Source organism: Streptomyces sp. NPDC030820 (genome assembly GCF_055572075.1).
Window position 1 is genome coordinate 92,309 of the sequence record NZ_JBVIEB010000011.1, and the last position, 16,904, is coordinate 109,212.

12 protein-coding genes and 1 pseudogene are annotated in these 16,904 nt (G+C 70.8%); 12 read left to right on the top strand and 1 reads right to left on the bottom strand.

The genetic code is table 11. The features are described 5' to 3' along the window. Window positions 1-744 precede the first annotated feature (744 nt). The 6 genes and pseudogenes from ACZ418_RS28710 to ACZ418_RS28735 form a co-directional block, all read left to right on the top strand. Window positions 745-1,084, top strand: a pseudogene (locus ACZ418_RS28710) (glycogen debranching N-terminal domain-containing protein); the annotation flags it as partial. A 130-nt stretch (window positions 1,085-1,214) separates the two neighbouring features. Further along, window positions 1,215-1,973, top strand: a complete 759-nt coding sequence (locus tag ACZ418_RS28715) for an NUDIX hydrolase (protein ID WP_351208985.1) — start codon at window positions 1,215-1,217, stop codon at window positions 1,971-1,973. A 164-nt stretch (window positions 1,974-2,137) separates the two neighbouring features. Further along, window positions 2,138-4,705 (top strand): ABC transporter ATP-binding protein, encoded by a 2,568-nt coding sequence (locus ACZ418_RS28720; protein WP_468368941.1) that lies wholly within the window; start codon window positions 2,138-2,140, stop codon window positions 4,703-4,705. Between the two features lie 162 nt (window positions 4,706-4,867). After that, window positions 4,868-5,755 (top strand): FadR/GntR family transcriptional regulator, encoded by an 888-nt coding sequence (locus ACZ418_RS28725; protein WP_468368546.1) that lies wholly within the window; start codon window positions 4,868-4,870, stop codon window positions 5,753-5,755. A gap of 413 nt (window positions 5,756-6,168) precedes the next feature. Next, window positions 6,169-7,713: an RNA polymerase sigma factor gene (locus ACZ418_RS28730; RefSeq protein ID WP_468368548.1), complete on the top strand. Its 1,545-nt coding sequence runs from the start codon at window positions 6,169-6,171 to the stop codon at window positions 7,711-7,713. Between the two features lie 121 nt (window positions 7,714-7,834). Beyond that, window positions 7,835-8,695: a serine protease gene (locus ACZ418_RS28735; RefSeq protein WP_468368550.1), complete on the top strand. Its 861-nt coding sequence runs from the start codon at window positions 7,835-7,837 to the stop codon at window positions 8,693-8,695. Between the two features lie 103 nt (window positions 8,696-8,798). Here ACZ418_RS28735 and ACZ418_RS28740 read toward each other — a convergent pair whose 3' ends face one another. Next, window positions 8,799-9,029: a DUF7455 domain-containing protein gene (locus tag ACZ418_RS28740; protein WP_360736867.1), complete on the bottom strand. Its 231-nt coding sequence runs from the start codon at window positions 9,027-9,029 to the stop codon at window positions 8,799-8,801. A 439-nt stretch (window positions 9,030-9,468) separates the two neighbouring features. Between ACZ418_RS28740 and ACZ418_RS28745 the strand changes: the two genes are divergently transcribed. The 6 genes from ACZ418_RS28745 to ACZ418_RS28770 all read left to right on the top strand — a co-directional run bounded on the left by ACZ418_RS28745 (window position 9,469) and on the right by ACZ418_RS28770 (window position 16,895). Then, a complete protein-coding gene (locus ACZ418_RS28745; RefSeq protein WP_468368552.1) occupies window positions 9,469-11,592 on the top strand; it encodes a DNA gyrase/topoisomerase IV subunit B in 2,124 nt (707 codons plus the stop codon). 746 nt (window positions 11,593-12,338) lie between these two features. Next, a complete protein-coding gene (locus tag ACZ418_RS28750; RefSeq protein ID WP_468368554.1) occupies window positions 12,339-12,860 on the top strand; it encodes a DUF1453 domain-containing protein in 522 nt (173 codons plus the stop codon). Then, window positions 12,857-14,008, top strand: a complete 1,152-nt coding sequence (locus ACZ418_RS28755) for a sensor histidine kinase (protein WP_468368556.1) — start codon at window positions 12,857-12,859, stop codon at window positions 14,006-14,008. Before ACZ418_RS28750 ends, ACZ418_RS28755 begins: the two co-directional genes overlap by 4 nt. Further along, window positions 14,005-14,688, top strand: a complete 684-nt coding sequence (locus ACZ418_RS28760; protein ID WP_468368559.1) for a response regulator transcription factor — start codon at window positions 14,005-14,007, stop codon at window positions 14,686-14,688. The genes ACZ418_RS28755 and ACZ418_RS28760 overlap by 4 nt, the downstream gene beginning before the upstream one ends. 69 nt (window positions 14,689-14,757) lie before the next feature. Further along, window positions 14,758-15,306, top strand: coding sequence for a DUF485 domain-containing protein (locus tag ACZ418_RS28765; protein WP_468368561.1), 549 nt, complete (start codon window positions 14,758-14,760; stop codon window positions 15,304-15,306). Beyond that, the gene (locus tag ACZ418_RS28770) at window positions 15,303-16,895 is read left to right on the top strand and encodes a solute symporter family protein (protein ID WP_468368564.1); all 1,593 of its coding nucleotides are present in this window, start codon (window positions 15,303-15,305) and stop codon (window positions 16,893-16,895) included. Before ACZ418_RS28765 ends, ACZ418_RS28770 begins: the two co-directional genes overlap by 4 nt. Window positions 16,896-16,904: the final 9 nt, after the last annotated feature.

Consider the following 16,904-nt stretch of genomic DNA (forward strand, 5'->3'; position numbering starts at 1 on the left):
CCCCCGGAGGCTGCTCCGGAACCGATCTCGCGCGAGCCGGTGCGGCGGCCGCGGCGGTGGTGCACTACTGGGCCTCCTGGCCGGCCGGGTCCATCGGTCATCCCGGACTGCTCGGGGCGCCTACGAGGGCCGATTTCGCGTCCGTTGGTGGAAGCGGCTCGTGACCGCCCTGAGCGGCACCGTCCGGCTCTTGCGCCGCCATTCGGTCGGCTTCCCCGACGCGGGCCGTGACCCGCACGAGCCCCCTTCCGTTCACCTGAGTGGCGGAACGCCAGGACGGCCCCTGCCGCCGCACGCCCCTTGTCCGAGGGGGCGTCCCACGGATCGCCCAGCATGTTCGAGGCGCCGCGAGCGCGGAGGAAGCCACCCCATGCACCAGCAGCCGACTCCGCCCACCGCCGCCTACGACGAACGTCCGCCCCGGGACCCGCGCGAGTGGTCGTCGCTGGACGGTGCCGATGTCATCGCACGGGAGGCCATCGGCTCGCCGCCGTCACCCAGGGACCTTGGGACGAACTCCGCGACAGCCCACGACAGACCACCGGCGTCGGATCCAGGACCAGGCCGGGGCAGATCACCGGCATCGGCCCCGGTCCCAAGGCAGGGCAGGTCACCAGCGTTGGCTGCGGCCCCGGGCCAGGGCAGGCCGCCGGTGCCTGCGCCGGGCCCCAGGCCGCGGCCGTCGGCCCGAAGCAGCCCCGTCGGTGCGCACACCACGCGGCAGTCGACCGGTGCCCGAGCTGCCTGCTGGAAGCGGCAGAACCCTTCGGCCGCCGGCTGCCGGAGATGCTCGCCGGTGAACAGCGCCACGCCGGAAGCACTCCCCTCCCGCACCCTGCGGCCTGCCTGCCGGCCGGCGGCCACCGCGGCAGCCTCGGGGATCATGATGCTCACCGCGCTCGCGGGCATCCGCCCCGACACCCCAGCCCGCACGGTCACCCCTGCGACCCGTGCGCAGCGCGCCGCTCGGCGAACGCGGCCTGACCGGGCTGCGCGTCGCCGGCGCCTCCCCTTCGCCGTGCGCATCAGCCGACTGGGGCTCGCCATGGTCGAGGCGGGGGGCGGCCTGCAACCGGGAGTGTGACCTCGTACGACACCAGGGAAGCAAGAACGGGAGCCGGTGCTGCGCGCCATACCAGAACGAAAGTGGAATCACCATCGATGCGGCCGGGGAAGGGAGTGTTTATCGTCAGGCAGACGACTATGATCGCGGCATGCCCTACGACCCGTCAGCCTTTCCGCCTTTCGCCGTCACCGTGGACCTGGTCGTGCTGACCGTGCGCCGTCATGCCCTGTGTGCGCTGGCGGTCCGCAGGGGCGAGCCCCCGTTCCAAGGGCGCTGGGCGCTGCCCGGAGGGTTCGTACGGGCCGACGAGGACCTCTCCCAGGCGGCCGCGCGCGAGCTCGCCGAGGAGACCGGGCTGTGTGCACACGACCCCTCGGCCCCGGCCCAGGACAACGGGGCTCATCTCGAGCAGCTCGCCACCTACGGAGACCCCAAGCGGGACCCGCGCATGCGTGTGGTGAGCGTCGCGCACCTCGCGCTCGCGCCCGACCTGCCCGCCCCGCGTGCGGGAGGCGACGCCAGCAACGCGCGCTGGGCACCGGTGGAGGAGCTGCTGCAGCAGGGCGGTTACGGCCGAGACGGCGAGCCCGTGGCGCCGCTCGCCTTCGATCACGCCCAGATCCTCGCCGACGGGGTGGAGCGGGCCCGATCCAAGATCGAGTACTCGTCGCTGGCCACCGCGTTCTGCCCGAGCGAGTTCACCGTCGGCGAGTTGCGCCGGGTGTACGAAGCGGTGTGGGGGGTGGCCCTCGACCCGCGCAACTTCCACCGCAAGGTCACCGGAACCCCTGGATTCCTCGTGCCCACCGGAGGAACGACCACGCGCCAGGGCGGGCGGCCGGCGCAGCTCTTCCGGGCGGGCGGCGCCACCCTGCTCAATCCGCCGATGCTGCGTCCCGAGGTCTGAGGGGCACAGGCGGTCGGCCGCGCGGACGATCAGGTGGGCCGACCGCAGAGCTGGGGCGGCGGTTCCCCCGAACGGCGGATCTGAACCAGGTTGGTCGGCAGCACGTGTGGTATTGGATCGGGAGATACCCGAAAAAAAGGAAATCGCACGCTATCTTGCTGCAGGTGATCCAGGCCTTCGGACTGACCAGCAATCCCCGCAAGGCGCACCCGCCCGCCGTCGACGACGTGTCCTTCGAAGCGCAACCGGGGCATGTCACCGTGCTCCTCGGAGGCGCCGGCGCGGGCAAGACGACGGCCCTCAGGCTGATGCTCGAGCTTCAACAGGGGCGCGGCATCACCTACTTCAGAGGGCGGCCCCTGCACCGGATCGCCCATCCCTCGCGGGAGGTCGGCGTGCTCCTCGGCGATGTCCCGGGGCATCCGGCCCGTTCGGTCCGCGGACATCTGCGCATGTTGTGCGCCGCCGCGGGAGTTCCGGCGCGACGGGCCGACGAGGTCCTCGAAGTGGTCGGCCTCGTCAGCTTCCGTGAGGAGCGCCTCGGCACGCTCTCGCGCGGGATGGACCGCAGACTCGGCCTGGCCTGCGCTCTGCTGCCCGATCCGCACACACTCGTCCTGGACGAGCCCGCCTACGGTCTCTCCGCCCGTGAGGCGCAATGGCTGCACGGTACGCTGCGCGCCCACGCCGGACAGGGTGGCACGGTGCTCTTCACCACGGCCGACCCCAAGGAGGCCGCGCGCACGGCCGACCGGGTCGTGACCCTCGACGGCGGCAGACTCGTGGCCGACCAGGCGGCCGGCGAGTTCGCCCGCACCCGGCTGCGTCCGCGCGTGGCCGTCCGTAGTCCGCACGCGGCTCGTCTCGCGGCCCTGCTCGCCAAGGAGGCCCGTACCGCGCGCCGGTCCGTCGAGGTCGTACGGGAAGGCGGCAATCGCCTGTCGGTGTACGGCTCGACGACCGCCGATGTCGGCGAGACGGCGTTCCGCCACGGCATCCCCGTGCACCAACTCGCGGACGAGACCGGCGACATGGGGCCGGGATCCGGTGCCGCGATCGGAGGCTCGTCGACGGAGGCGACCGCGGAGGCGGAGAACGAGCCCCACGCGGAGCTGGAGCACGCCGGGCCCGGCTCGTCGCCCGCGCAGCCCGAGCCGACGGTGCGCGGCCGGCCGGCGGTGGAGCCGGGTGCCCCGGGGATCGGCCTGGCCGCGTCCGCGTCCGGCATCCCGGCGCCCGGTTCGTCGGCGGCCGAGTCAGGCGCGTCGTCGTGGGACGCGTTCGTGTCGGGGCAGGCCCCTGTGGCATCCGCCCTGTCGTCGGGCGAGCGGGGCGTCATGGTGTCGGGTTCCTCGGGGAAAGAGCGGTCCGCCATGCCGTTCGGATTCTCGGTGGGGGAGCGGGGAAACGGTCCAGCGCACACGCCGGCGGCGCAGCGGGCTGTGTCCAGCGTCTCCTCGGGCGAGGAACCGCCGGCGGATGAGGGGGCCCAGGCCGCCGGCGGCGGGCAGCCGTCGCTCGGCGACACGTCCGAGGCCCGGCGTGGGACGGAGCACTCGGAGCCCATCCAGCGCGTACCGGCCGAGGGCGCCTCGCCGGACGACGCGGCCCCGGGAGCCGGCGGGACGGCACACGGCGATGTCGGTTCCTCTGGTGGGGACACGCTCGGCGGAAGTGTCGGAGTGGTGCCCGCCGAAGTGCTCGCGGGAGCCGACGGTGGCCGGGCCGCCGACGCGGCGGCTACCACGGACGCCGGGCGCGACGCGGCCTCGGCGGCCCAGGAACCGCAGCCCGGCGGCTCAAGCGCTGTGGCAGCGAGCCTCTCCGCCCTGCGCACCCGCCTCCCCGGCGCCAGGAAGCCCGGCACCCGTCAGTCGGAGGCCACCCGCGCCGCCCACCCCGACGGTGTCCGTTCTCCCGATCCCCTTTCCCCCCTCCCGCCCCCCATCTCCGTCCGCCCCGCCCCCAGCCCCCTCCGCCCCCTTCGCTACGAGATCCGGCGCGCCACCGGCACCGGCGCCGGCTTCGTCACCTGCGGTGCCGTACTGGCGGTGTCCGCGCTCACCGCCGTACTGCTGGCCAGGATCGGGCACACCCCGCAGGCGCGGCTGTTCGCCGCATGGCCGCGGGAGCTGCCGCTGCCGCCCGCGGCGCTCGCGGCGGGGTTGCTCGGTGCGCTGGCCTTCGGGGACGAGTTCCGCCACCCAGCCCTCGCGGCGGACCGCGGCACCGTGCCCCGCCGGCTGGGGCTGCTCACCGCGAAACTGCTCGTCTCCGGAGCCACCGCGGCCATGCTCGCCTTCCTCACCGTCGGCTGCGACGCCGAAGCGCTCTACATCGTCTACGGGCGAGAGCTGACACAAGTTCCCGCGGACTGGCTCTCGCTGGGCGCGAGTTGGTTCTGTCTGGTCGTCGGCTGCGCCTGGGCCGGTGTACTGGCGGCCGGTGTGTTCCGGTCCACCACGGGGGGCCTGGCCGCCGTACTCGCCGTACCCGTTGTCGTCGTCCCCGTCGTGCACAAGGCGATGGAGGGGCCCGCCCTGCGCATGGCCGCCGGGTTCCCGGTGCGGATGCGGGAGATTTTCCTGCTGCAGTGGCCCTTCGGCGGCGAGCGCTACCTGCTCGGGATGGCGCGGGTGCTCGCCCAACCCGTGGGCAGCGCACTGGCGTTGTCGCTGGCGGCGCTGCTGTGCGCGTATCTGTTCACGGCGCTGCGCACCCGGTTCCGGTGACGTGCGTGCGTCCACTTCCGATCCCGCCGTGTGCACAACTCCGCACGGGAAGCCCATTTCTTTCCGATAAGGCGTCAATTGCGACGGGGTGAGCGATCACCCTTTCGTGTGCTTTTCACCAAAGACCTCAAGGGAGTTGGAGGCGGCGCCGACAAAGGATCCGTGAGTACCCTTGCGCACACCATGATGACCGCCGCCCGCTCCACCGACTCCGGTCTGGCCGGCCCGGGCGAACTCGACCGCTACCCCTACGCAGAGCCCCAGGTGGCCGACCGCGTCGGAGCACCCTCCTGGGAGGGCGCGGACCCCGAGCTGGGCCGCGTAGGCCGACGCGCCGCGGGCAGCCGCGGACGTGGACTGCACGGCCAACTCGTTCAGCAGCTGGGCCAGATGATCGTATCCGGCGACCTGGGCGCGGACCGTCCGCTGGTGCCCGAGGAGATCGGCCAGCGCTTCGAGGTCTCCCGCACCGTCGTCCGCGAGTCCCTCCGGGTCCTCGAGGCCAAGGGCCTGGTCAGTGCCCGCCCGAACGTCGGCACGCGCGTGCGTCCCGTCAGCGACTGGAACCTGCTCGATCCGGACATCATCGAGTGGCGGGCCTTCGGGCCCCAGCGCGACGACCAGCGCCGCGAGCTGAGCGAGCTGCGCTGGACGATCGAGCCGCTCGCCGCCCGCCTCGCCGCCGGGCACGGGCGGGAGGACGTGCAGCAGCGCCTGTGCGACATGGTCGAGATCATGAGCCATGCCATGGCGCAGGGCGACGCGCTGACGTACTCGCGCGCCGACAACGAGTTCCACGCGCTGCTCATCCAGATCGCCGGCAACCGCATGCTGGAGCACCTCTCCGGGATCGTCTCGGCGGCCCTCCAGGTCTCCGGCGGTCCGGTCACGGGTTGTGACCGGCCGAACGAGACGTCGCTCGCGCAGCATGCGCGGATCGTCGACGCCCTCGGCACCGGCGACGGCGCGGCCGCCGAGACGGCCATGCGCCAACTGCTCACGGTCCACCCCGAGGTCGAGCGCGTGGTGCCCGCCCCGCGCGAGCACTGACCCCCGCGGTCGCGGTGTGCGGCGTGCTCGTGGCGGCGCCGGGCTCTTTGCCGGCCGCCGCTGGACCCCGCCGGACCCTGTGCGGTCCGGCGGGGTCCAGCGGTGCGACGGGCCGCCGGGGTCATGTGCGCGACCAGGCAGGACGGCAACGGTGATCTCGTCTGTCTATGTCTGACTGCTTTTGACCGCTTACGAGGTGTGACTCGGGCCACGCAGATTGGGCGTAACGCTCGTGGGAACAGCGCGATGACCTAAGAGGTGACAGCCGCGGAGGGAATACGGACGCCGACACAGGCGCTGTGCATCTTCCCGGCCCCCGCCCGCGCCGTCGGCCCATCCCCAGGCCGGTGGTCGGCTCCTGTCCGCAGTGGACGGTGCCGGAAGCCGTTTTCCAACGTTCCGAGAGGTTGTTCGTGTCGGCCAGCACATCCCGTACGCTCCCGCCGGAGATCGCCGAGTCCGTCTCTGTCATGGCGCTCATTGAGCGGGGAAAGGCTGAGGGGCAGATCGCCGGCGACGATGTGCGTCGGGCCTTCGAAGCTGACCAGATTCCGGCCACTCAGTGGAAGAACGTACTGCGCAGCCTCAACCAGATTCTTGAGGAAGAGGGTGTGACGCTGATGGTCAGTGCCGCAGAGCCCAAGCGCACCCGCAAGAGCGTCGCAGCGAAGAGCCCGGCGAAGCGCACCGCCACCAAGACGGTCGCGGCGAAGACGGTGACGACGACGAGGAAGGCCACCGCCACCACGGCCGCCCCCGCGGCGCCCGTCGCTTCTGCCGCAGCCGATTCCGCCGAGGAAGCCGCACCCGCCAAGAAGGCCGCGGCCAAGAAGACGACCGCCAAGAAGGTGGCCGCCAAGAAGACCGTCGCCAAGAAGACGGCGGCCAAGAAGACCACGGCCAAGAAGGACGACGTCGAACTTCTCGAGGACGAGGTTCTCGAGGACACCAAGGTCGCCGACGAGCCCGAGGGTGCCGAGAACGCGGGCTTCGTCCTGTCCGACGAGGACGAGGACGACGCGCCCGCGCAGCAGGTCGCCGCGGCCGGCGCCACCGCCGACCCGGTCAAGGACTACCTGAAGCAGATCGGTAAGGTCCCCCTGCTCAACGCCGAGCAGGAGGTCGAGCTGGCCAAGCGCATCGAGGCGGGTCTGTTCGCCGAGGACAAGCTGGCCAACGCCGACAAGCTGGCGCCGAAGCTCAAGCGCGAGCTGGAGATCATCGCCGAGGACGGCCGCCGCGCCAAGAACCACCTCCTGGAGGCCAACCTCCGTCTGGTGGTCTCCCTGGCCAAGCGCTACACCGGCCGCGGCATGCTCTTCCTGGACCTCATCCAGGAGGGCAACCTCGGTCTGATCCGCGCGGTCGAGAAGTTCGACTACACCAAGGGCTACAAGTTCTCCACGTACGCCACCTGGTGGATCCGCCAGGCCATCACCCGCGCCATGGCCGACCAGGCCCGCACCATCCGTATCCCGGTGCACATGGTCGAGGTCATCAACAAGCTCGCGCGCGTGCAGCGCCAGATGCTCCAGGACCTGGGCCGCGAGCCCACCCCGGAGGAGCTGGCCAAGGAGCTCGACATGACCCCGGAGAAGGTCATCGAGGTCCAGAAGTACGGTCGCGAGCCCATCTCGCTGCACACCCCGCTGGGTGAGGACGGCGACAGCGAGTTCGGTGACCTCATCGAGGACTCCGAGGCCGTCGTCCCCGCCGACGCCGTCAGTTTCACCCTCCTGCAGGAGCAGCTGCACTCCGTTCTGGACACCCTGTCCGAGCGCGAGGCCGGTGTCGTCTCGATGCGGTTCGGTCTCACCGACGGTCAGCCGAAGACCCTCGACGAGATCGGCAAGGTGTACGGCGTGACGCGTGAGCGCATCCGCCAGATCGAGTCCAAGACCATGTCGAAGCTGCGCCACCCCTCGCGTTCCCAGGTGCTGCGCGACTACCTCGACTAGGTCACGGTCGTACGACGGCGAGGGCCCGGTTCCGCTCGCGGGAGCCGGGCCTTCGTGCTGCGCGCGACCACGCGGTGGATCACTCTGGGTGTTCCGGTACCACCGAGAGTGAGGAGTCTGCATGCGCCGTTCCGTTGCGCGGGCCCTGACCCGGCCGCTGGTCCTGGCGGCGGCCATCACCGCCACACCTCTGGTGAGCGCGGCTCCCGTGGCCGCCGACAGCGTGGTGGTCGGGGGCTTTCCGATAGACGTGTCCCAGGCCCCGTGGACCGTCGCGCTGTCCAGCCGTGACCGGTTCGGAGGTACGCGGGCGGGTCAGTTCTGTGGCGGGGTGGCCGTCGCACGGACGGCGGTGCTCACCGCGGCCCACTGCCTGGCCGAGGACGTCCTCGGAGCGCCCCCGGACCGCGTGCGCGACCTGCGGGTCATCACGGGCCGCACCGACCTGCTGTCGGCCGAGGGGCAGGAGATCGCCGTACGCGATGCCTGGGTCAATCCGGGGTACGACAGCGGGACCAACGCCGGCGACTTCGCCGTGCTCACACTCGCCAAGCCGCTGCCGCAGAGTGCGGTCGTCGGCATGGCGGGCGCGGGTGATCCGGCCTACACCCCGGGCACGCAGGCCACGGTCTCCGGATGGGGGGACACGACCGGCGGGGGCGCCTATGCGCACAGGCTGTACGCCGCACGCGTGCGCGTGCTGCCCGACGACGTCTGCGCCCGCGCCTATCCGGGCGGTCCCGACGGCGCCTATCGGGCCGGCAGCATGCTCTGCGCCGGAGAGGCTGCCGGGGGCCCGGACGCCTGCCAGGGGGACAGCGGCGGCCCGCTGGTGGCGGGAGGGCGACTGATCGGGCTCGTGTCTTGGGGCAGCGGCTGCGGCAGGCCGGGCAGCCCCGGCGTGTACACGCGCGTGTCCGACGTCGTCAGAGCCCTGGAGGCGGTCCCGGAGAACCGCGGGAGGCCCCACGGAGGCTCCTGAAGCATCCACACAGGGACATGAGCACGGGCGGCCGCTCCTCGCCGGAGGAGCGGCCGCCCGTTCACCGGCCTGTGCCGGGGCTGGCTCGTCGTGTGTGCGAGATTCAGCGCTCTTGCTCGGAAGCGGTGTTCGGAACGGAGGTCAGCCGCTCCGTCTCGTCCTGTATCTCAGCGGCGATCTTCTTGAGTTCCGGCTCGAACTTGCGACCGTGGTGGGCGCAGAAGAGCAGTTCTCCGCCGCTGAGCAGGACGACGCGCAGGTATGCCTGGGCGCCGCAGCGGTCGCAGCGATCGGCGGCCGTCAACGGGCTCGCGGGGGTCAGAACAGTAGTCACGTCGCCTCTTCTCTAGCTCGACGAGCTGTCGTACCAGGGTCAACATCCAACCAGCCCGAAAACGTTCCCGCTCGTGGCTTTTCCTCGAAAAAATCTTCCGGGCGGCTGTCTGCTGCCGGTTGGCGGCGAATGTGCCGTAGTACGTCTCTTGTGGTGCTTACGGTTTCGCGCAGTGTTGTGTCTCGGTCCTCCAGGCGGGGTTGCCTGTTGTTCAGGAGGACGTGCCCGGAGCCTAAATGGTTCATGCCTCCAAGGGAACGTGATATGTACTTCACTCCATCGAGGGATCGAACATGCATACGAGCCTGGACTAGTCTGAGTTCTCGACGAGGGTGGCGTTACACCGGCTCTACCAGGCCTCGGTACCCTCTGAGCGGCGACCGAAGCCGTCCCCTTACCCAGTAGGGGGCCAACTGAAATTCAGCGAGGAGCGAACCGCGTGACCGCCGATACGTCCGTGCCGTCCACAGCGCTGCTGGCAGGAGCAGACCGGGACGGTTCCAACTACACCGCGCGGCACCTGCTCGTCCTCGAGGGCCTCGAGGCCGTGCGCAAGCGCCCGGGCATGTACATCGGCTCGACCGACAGCCGCGGTCTGATGCACTGCCTGTGGGAGATCATCGACAACTCCGTGGACGAGGCACTCGCGGGCGTCTGCGACCGCATCGAGGTGATCCTGCACGACGACGGTTCCGTGGAGGTGCGCGACAACGGCCGTGGCATCCCTGTGGACGTCGAGCCCAGGACCGGCCTGTCCGGCGTCGAGGTCGTCATGACCAAGCTGCACGCGGGCGGCAAGTTCGGCGGCGGCTCGTACGCCGCCTCCGGCGGTCTGCACGGCGTCGGTGCCTCCGTGGTCAACGCCCTCTCCGCCCGCCTCGACGTCGAGGTGGACCGCGGCGGCCAGACGCACGCCATCAGCTTCCGGCGCGGCGTGCCCGGCGCCTTCGCGGCCGACGGCGCCGATGCGAAGTTCGAGGCCAAGAGCGGCCTGCGCAAGACCAAGAAGATCCCCAAGACCCGCACCGGCACGCGCGTGCGGTACTGGGCCGACCGCCAGATCTTCCTCAAGGACGCCAAGCTCTCCCTGGAGAACCTGCACCAGCGCGCCCGGCAGACCGCCTTCCTGGTGCCGGGTCTGACGATCATCGTGCGCGACGAGTTCGGCCTGGGAGAGGGCGGCAGCAAGGGCGAGGAGTCCTTCCGCTTCGACGGCGGCATCAGCGAGTTCTGCGAGTACCTGGCGGGCGACAAGCCGGTCTGCGACGTCATCCGCTTCTCGGGCAAGGGCACCTTCAAGGAGACCGTCCCCGTTCTCGACGAGCACGGTCAGATGACCCCCACCGAGGTCACCCGTGAACTTGGCGTGGACATCGCGATGCGCTGGGGCACCGGGTACGACACCACCATCCGGTCCTTCGTCAACATCATCGCCACCCCCAAGGGGGGCACCCACGTCTCCGGCTTCGAACAGTCCCTGACGGGCGTGTTCAACGACGTGCTGCGCGCCAAGAAGCTGCTGCGCGTGGCCGAGGACAACATCGTCAAGGACGACGCCCTCGAGGGCCTCACCGCCGTCGTGACCGTGCGCCTGGCCGAGCCGCAGTTCGAGGGCCAGACCAAGGAGGTTCTGGGTACCTCGGCGGCCCGCCGCATCGTGAACAACGTGGTCACCAAGGAGCTGAAGGCGTTCCTGACCAGCACGAAGCGGGACGCCGCCGCGCAGGCCCGGGTCGTCATGGAGAAGGTGGTGGCCGCCGCCCGTACGCGCGTCGCGGCCCGCCAGCACAAGGACGCCCAGCGCCGGAAGACCGCCCTGGAGTCCTCGTCCCTGCCGGCGAAGCTCGCCGACTGCCGCAGCGACGACGTCGACCGCAGCGAGCTGTTCATCGTCGAGGGCGACTCCGCGCTCGGTACGGCCAAGCTGGCACGGAACTCCGAGTTCCAGGCCCTGCTGCCGATCCGCGGCAAGATCCTCAACGTGCAGCGGTCGTCGGTGACCGACATGCTCAAGAACGCCGAGTGCGGCGCGATCATCCAGGTCATAGGGGCGGGCTCGGGCCGGACCTTCGACATCGACCAGGCCCGCTACGGCAAGATCATCATGATGACCGACGCCGATGTGGACGGTTCCCACATCCGTTGCCTGCTGCTCACGCTGTTCCAGCGCTACATGCGGCCGATGGTCGAGGCCGGCCGGGTCTTCGCCGCGGTGCCGCCGCTGCACCGCATCGAGATCGTCCAGCCGAAGAAGGGCCAGGACAAGTACGTCTACACGTACTCCGACCGTGAGCTGCGGGACAAGCTCATGGAGTTCCAGAGCAAGGGCATCCGGTACAAGGACTCCATCCAGCGCTACAAGGGTCTGGGCGAGATGGACGCCGACCAGCTGGCCGAGACCACGATGGACCCGCGCCACCGCACGCTGCGCCGGATCAACCTGTCCGACCTGGAGGCCGCCGAGCAGGTCTTCGATCTGCTGATGGGCAACGACGTGGCGCCGCGCAAGGAGTTCATCTCCAGCTCGGCGGCGACGCTGGACCGGTCGCGCATCGACGCGTAGCCGCTGCGCTGGGCCTCGGCCGACGGGACGTGCCCGAGGTGGGCTGACCTGGTCGGCCGGGGGCGGCGACGGGGATTGGTCGGCTGCGGAGGGGAATGGTGGTCTGCCCCGCCGGGTGAGTGGTCCTCCTCGGTCGGCTGGGTGGTCCTCCGGGGTCGGCGGGATGGTTCTTCTCGGTTGGCCGGAAGGGGCTCGCCGGGGGCAAGTGGTCTTCCTCTGGCGGTTGCGTGCGGTGGCCGGTGAGCTGTGGCCTGACACGGCAGAACCTGTCTTCGACTGCGACGACCGGCTGCTGGGCGCCGGCCGAATAGCCGGCATCGCACCGGCGATGCCGGCTACGGCTGCGGTACCGGCCTGCGTGGGCTGATCTTGCTGGCGTGACAGACCCGCCGGCGCTTGTGTCAGCCCCACGTTCCCCGTTCGAGTCGTCGTGAGCACTGGGAAGGCCCGGCCCTGCCTGCGGGTCGGTGCTGGACTCCGCGCCCACCCCCGTCACCGGCCCTGTCGGCCAGGAGCCTGCGCCCCTCGCAGTCGGTCAGCCGGACCTCCCCCCGATCGGCCTGCGCCTCCGCCCCGGCTCGGCCTGCGCACCCGCGGGATCTACACCCGTGGGTGGAGACGAGCCGCCCCAGGTTTCCACCCGTGATCCACCCCGGCTCCGATCTCCCGACCTGCGCTTTTCCGTAGCTTCGTAGGTGTCGGCAGCACCCGCTCCCGGCACCACCTTCTCGCTCACGGAGGCTTTGATGTCCGGGCTGGTCAACGCGCTGGTGATCGTGGCCGTCGCCGCCACAGTGATCGCGCGGCAGTTCCGCGCCCGCGCGATCAACACCGACCGGCGCTGGTGGCTGATCCCCGTGGTTCTCGCCGCCGTCGCGCTGCGCAAGCCCGGCATCCTCGACGCCCACCATCATGCGGAATCCGCCGCGCTGCTCGCGGTGGAGCTGATCATCGGTGTGGCCACCGGCGCCGGCTGGGCCTGGACGACCCGCATCTGGAGAGAACCGGACGGCGTCGTATGGACCAAGAGCACCAAGGCGAGCGTCGCAGTATGGATCGTGGGCATAGCCCTGCGCATCGGTATCTACGCCATCGGCGCCGTACTCGGCCTGCACCAGAACAGCTCGGCCCTGATGTGCGCTCTCGCCGTCACCCTGCTGGTCCGCGGCGGAATCCTGGCCTGGCGGGCGCAGTCCCTCGACGCCGTGAACCACCCTGCCCCGGCATACGGTGACGGCATGCGGTCGGTAAGGAGGGAGCGCGCGTGAGGGAAAACGCCTGGACACGCTGGCCGTCACGGGAGGCTCTCGGCCGCGACGGAACCACCCGGCCCCGGCGTCTGATCGCCTGGTCCGTCAGGTGCCTGGTGATCGGCATGCTCCTGTGGGGCGCGTACAACCAGAGGCACATCGGCCTCTGGGGCGCTCTCGTAGCGATGGCCGGGGTCCTTGTCGCCGCTCTCCTGGCCTGGGCTTTCTTCCGGACCACCTACCAGCACCGGCTGGTGCCCTCCCTGACACTGATGGGCGCACTCATGGGCATCGCGGTCGCCGCTGAGGCCACAGGGTTCAGGGGACCGGCCCTCGTGATCTGGTGCGGCTGTGGGATCGGCGCCCTGGAGCGGCTGCCGCTCGCTGCCGCGGCTCCGGTGACCTCGGTGGGCCTGGCCGCGTACTCCGCTTTCAACAACGACGTCTGGCTGACCACGGCCGCCTCGGTCGCGGGCATGGCCCTCGCCGGATACGTCCTGCGGCTGGACGCCGAAGCCCGCGGCCACGCGCAGCAACTGCTTGCCCAGGAGCGCGCAGCCCGGGCGGCCGAGGCGGAGTCCGCGGCGCTGGCCGAGCGGGCCCGCATCGCACGGGAGATCCACGACGTGCTGGCTCACAGCCTCTCGGCGCAGCTGGTGCACCTCGAGGCGGCCCGGCTGCTGATCGAGAAGGGTGCGGACCGTGACCGCATCCTGGAGCGGGTGGTGGCCGCCCGGGGCATGGCCCGCGACGGACTCGCCGAGACCCGGCAGGCCCTGTCCGCGCTGCGGGGCGAGCTGACCCCGCTGGAGGACTTCCTGAGCGAACTCGTCAGCGGGGCCGACGACGCCGAGGTCACCGTGACGGGTGAGCGCAGACCCCTGCCGGCCGAGGCCTCCCAGGCCGTGCGCAGGGTCGCCCAGGAGGCGCTGACGAACGTCCGCAAGCACGCACAGGGCGCCAAGGTGCACCTGCGACTCGACTACAGCGAGCACGAAGTGAGGCTGGACGTACGGGACACGGGCGGGCGGCCGGGCGAACTCACGGGCTCCGGAGCCGGGTACGGTCTGCTGGGTATGCGCGAGCGGGCCGAGCTGCTGGGCGGCTCACTGGACGCGCGACCGCAGGAGGAGGGGTTCGTGGTGACGCTGAAGGTACCCGTATGACGGAGGGGGAGAAGAAGCCCGCACGGGTCGTGGTCGCCGACGACCAGACCGTGGTCCGGGAGGGCATCGTGATGCTGCTCGGGCTACTGCCCGGGGTGGAGGTCGTGGGTGCCGCGGGAGACGGCGAGGAGGCGGTGCGGCTGGTCGGGGAACTGGCCCCGGACGTCGTCCTGATGGATCTCAGGATGCCCCGCTGCGACGGTGTCGAGGCCACCCGGCGGATCCGGGCGCAGTACCCCGGGACCCAGGTCGTGGTGCTCACCACGTTCGCGGACGACGAGTCGCTTTTCCCGGCGCTGCGCGCCGGAGCCCGGGGTTATCTGACCAAGGACGCGGGCGGTGACGAGATCGTGCGTGCTGTGGAGAGCGTGCTGTCGGGAGACGCGGGTCTGTCGCCGAGTGTCCAGCGTCGGCTGCTGGAGCGGCTGTCGCAGCCCGAGCCCAGCCCGCCGGCGACCGTCCAGGCGCCGCCCGACGGACTGACCGCGCGGGAGACCGAGGTACTGCTGCTGATCGCCGAAGGGCTCAGCAATCAGGAGATCGCCCGCAAGCTGCATGTGTCGACCGCGACTGTGAAGACACACATCAACAATCTCTTCGCCAAAACAGGCCTCAAGGATCGGGCACAGGCGGTGCGTTACGCCTACAGCAAGGGGCTGGTGAGGCCGCCCACACAGTGAATCACCTGATGGGGTGAAGAGCCGGAGGAAGAAGAGTCAGGGATCTTCCCGATCTGTCCATCCTTGGGCATGCAGTCAAGCAACGGTCGTGCCCGGGGAGCCGGGGACGGTCCCGAGAGTTCGGCCGAGAACCGGCAAGACCACGGCGCGCCCTCCCGCGACGTGCCGTACGAAGATCCTTGGTACGACGCACTGGCCTCCGGGTGGGGCGAACTGGACGGCACCGGTGTGCCGGCGCCGGCGGTGCCACCGGCTCGCCGGGAGCGGAACGGAACGGCGGTGCGCGCACGTGATGTGTACGTCCAGGTGCAGCGCAGCGCGGACTTCAAGGAGGTGCGCACCAGGTACCGGCGGTTCGTCGTTCCGGGAGTCGCCGCCTTCCTCGCCTGGTATGTGGGCTATGTGGTCACCGCCACGACCGCGCCGAGGCTCATGGCCCGGCCCGTGGCAGGCGCGGTGAACGTGGCCATGGTGGCCGGGCTCGGACAGTTCCTCACCACGTTCCTGCTCACCTGGGCCTACGCCCGGCATGCGCGGCTCCGTCGGGACCGGGCGGCGCTGGAGCTGCGCTGGGACACCCAGGAACTCACCCGCGAAGTGCGGGGAGGTGCCTCGTGACCGGTGAGCATCAGACGCTGGCGCTCCTGCTGTTCAGCGGTTTCGTGGCCGTCACTCTCGGGATCACGACGTGGGTGAGCCGTCGCCGGCGTGGTTCGGCGGAGGAGTTCTATGCCGGAGGGCGGCTGTTCTCTCCCATGGAGAATGGTTTTGCCATCGCGGGTGACTACATGTCGGCCGCCTCCTTCCTCGGGGTCACCGGTCTCATCGCGCTGTACGGGTACGACGGGATGCTGTACGTCGTGGGCTTCCTGGTGGCCTGGCTGGTCGTGCTGTTCCTCGTGGCCGAACTGGTGCGCAACTGCGGGCGGTTCACCCTGGCCGACGTGGTGGCCGCGCGGATGAGCGAGCGGCCGGTGCGGATCGCCGCGGGAACTTCCTCGGTCACCGTGTCCGTTCTGTATCTGGTGGCGCAAATGGTCGGCGCGGGCAGTCTGGTGGCGCTGCTGCTGGGGCGGACGAGCGGGGCTGAGCAGGCCTGGGCGGTCATCGGGGTCGGCGCGCTCATGGTGATCTATGTGGCGTTGGGAGGGATGCGGGCCACCACCTGGATCCAGATCGTGAAGGCGGTCCTGCTGCTGAGCGGCACCATCGTGCTGACCGTCCTCGTACTGCTCCGCTTCCACGGCGATGTCGACCGCCTGCTGCTCACGGCCGCGGACCGCAGCGGTCATGGCAGGGCGTTCCTGGCGCCGGGACTGAAGTACGGCGGGACCTGGACCGCTCGCCTCGACTTCATCAGCCTGGGGCTCGCCCTCGTGCTGGGCACAGGCGGACTGCCGCACATCCTCTCCCGCTTCTACACCGTGCCCACCGCGCGGGCCGCCCGCCGTTCCGCCGTGTGGTCCATCGGGCTGATCGGCGGCTTCTACCTGATGACGATCGTCCTCGGCTTCGGGGCGGCCGCGGTGGTGGGCACGCATGCGGTGCGTGTTTCGAACGCGGCCGGGAACACCGCGGTGCCGCTCCTCGCCCTCGACCTGGGCGGTGGCGCGGGCTCCACCGGTGGCACGGTCCTGTTCGCGGTCGTCGCCGCCGTCGCCTTCGCGACGATCCTCGCCGTGGTCGCAGGCATCACCCTCGCCTCGTCGGCGTCGGTGGCGCACGACCTGTACGCCTCGCTGCGGCGCTCGCGAGGCAAGGCGCGCAGCGAGGTGGCGGTGGCGCGCTGGGCGGCGGTCGGCATCGGTGTCGTGGCGATCGCGCTCGGTCTGCTGGCCCGTGACCTCAACGTCGCCTTCCTCGTCGGCCTTGCCTTCGCCGTCGCCGCGTCGGCGAACCTCCCGGTGCTGCTGTATTCGCTGTTCTGGTGCGGCTTCACCACCCGCGGCGCGGTGTGGGCCGTGTACGGCGGGCTGATCCCGGCGCTCGGACTGGTGCTGCTCTCCCCGGTGGTGTCCGGCAGCCCCACCTCGCTGTTCCCGGACGTCGACTTCCAGTACTTCCCGCTGCAGAACCCGGGCATCGTCTCCATCCCGCTCGGCTTCCTCGCCGGCTGGCTCGGCACGATCACGTCCGACGAGGTCGCCGACGAGGCCAAGTACGCCGAGACGGAGGTCCGGTCGCTGACCGGCGCCGGAGCCGTGTAGCCGGGCCCC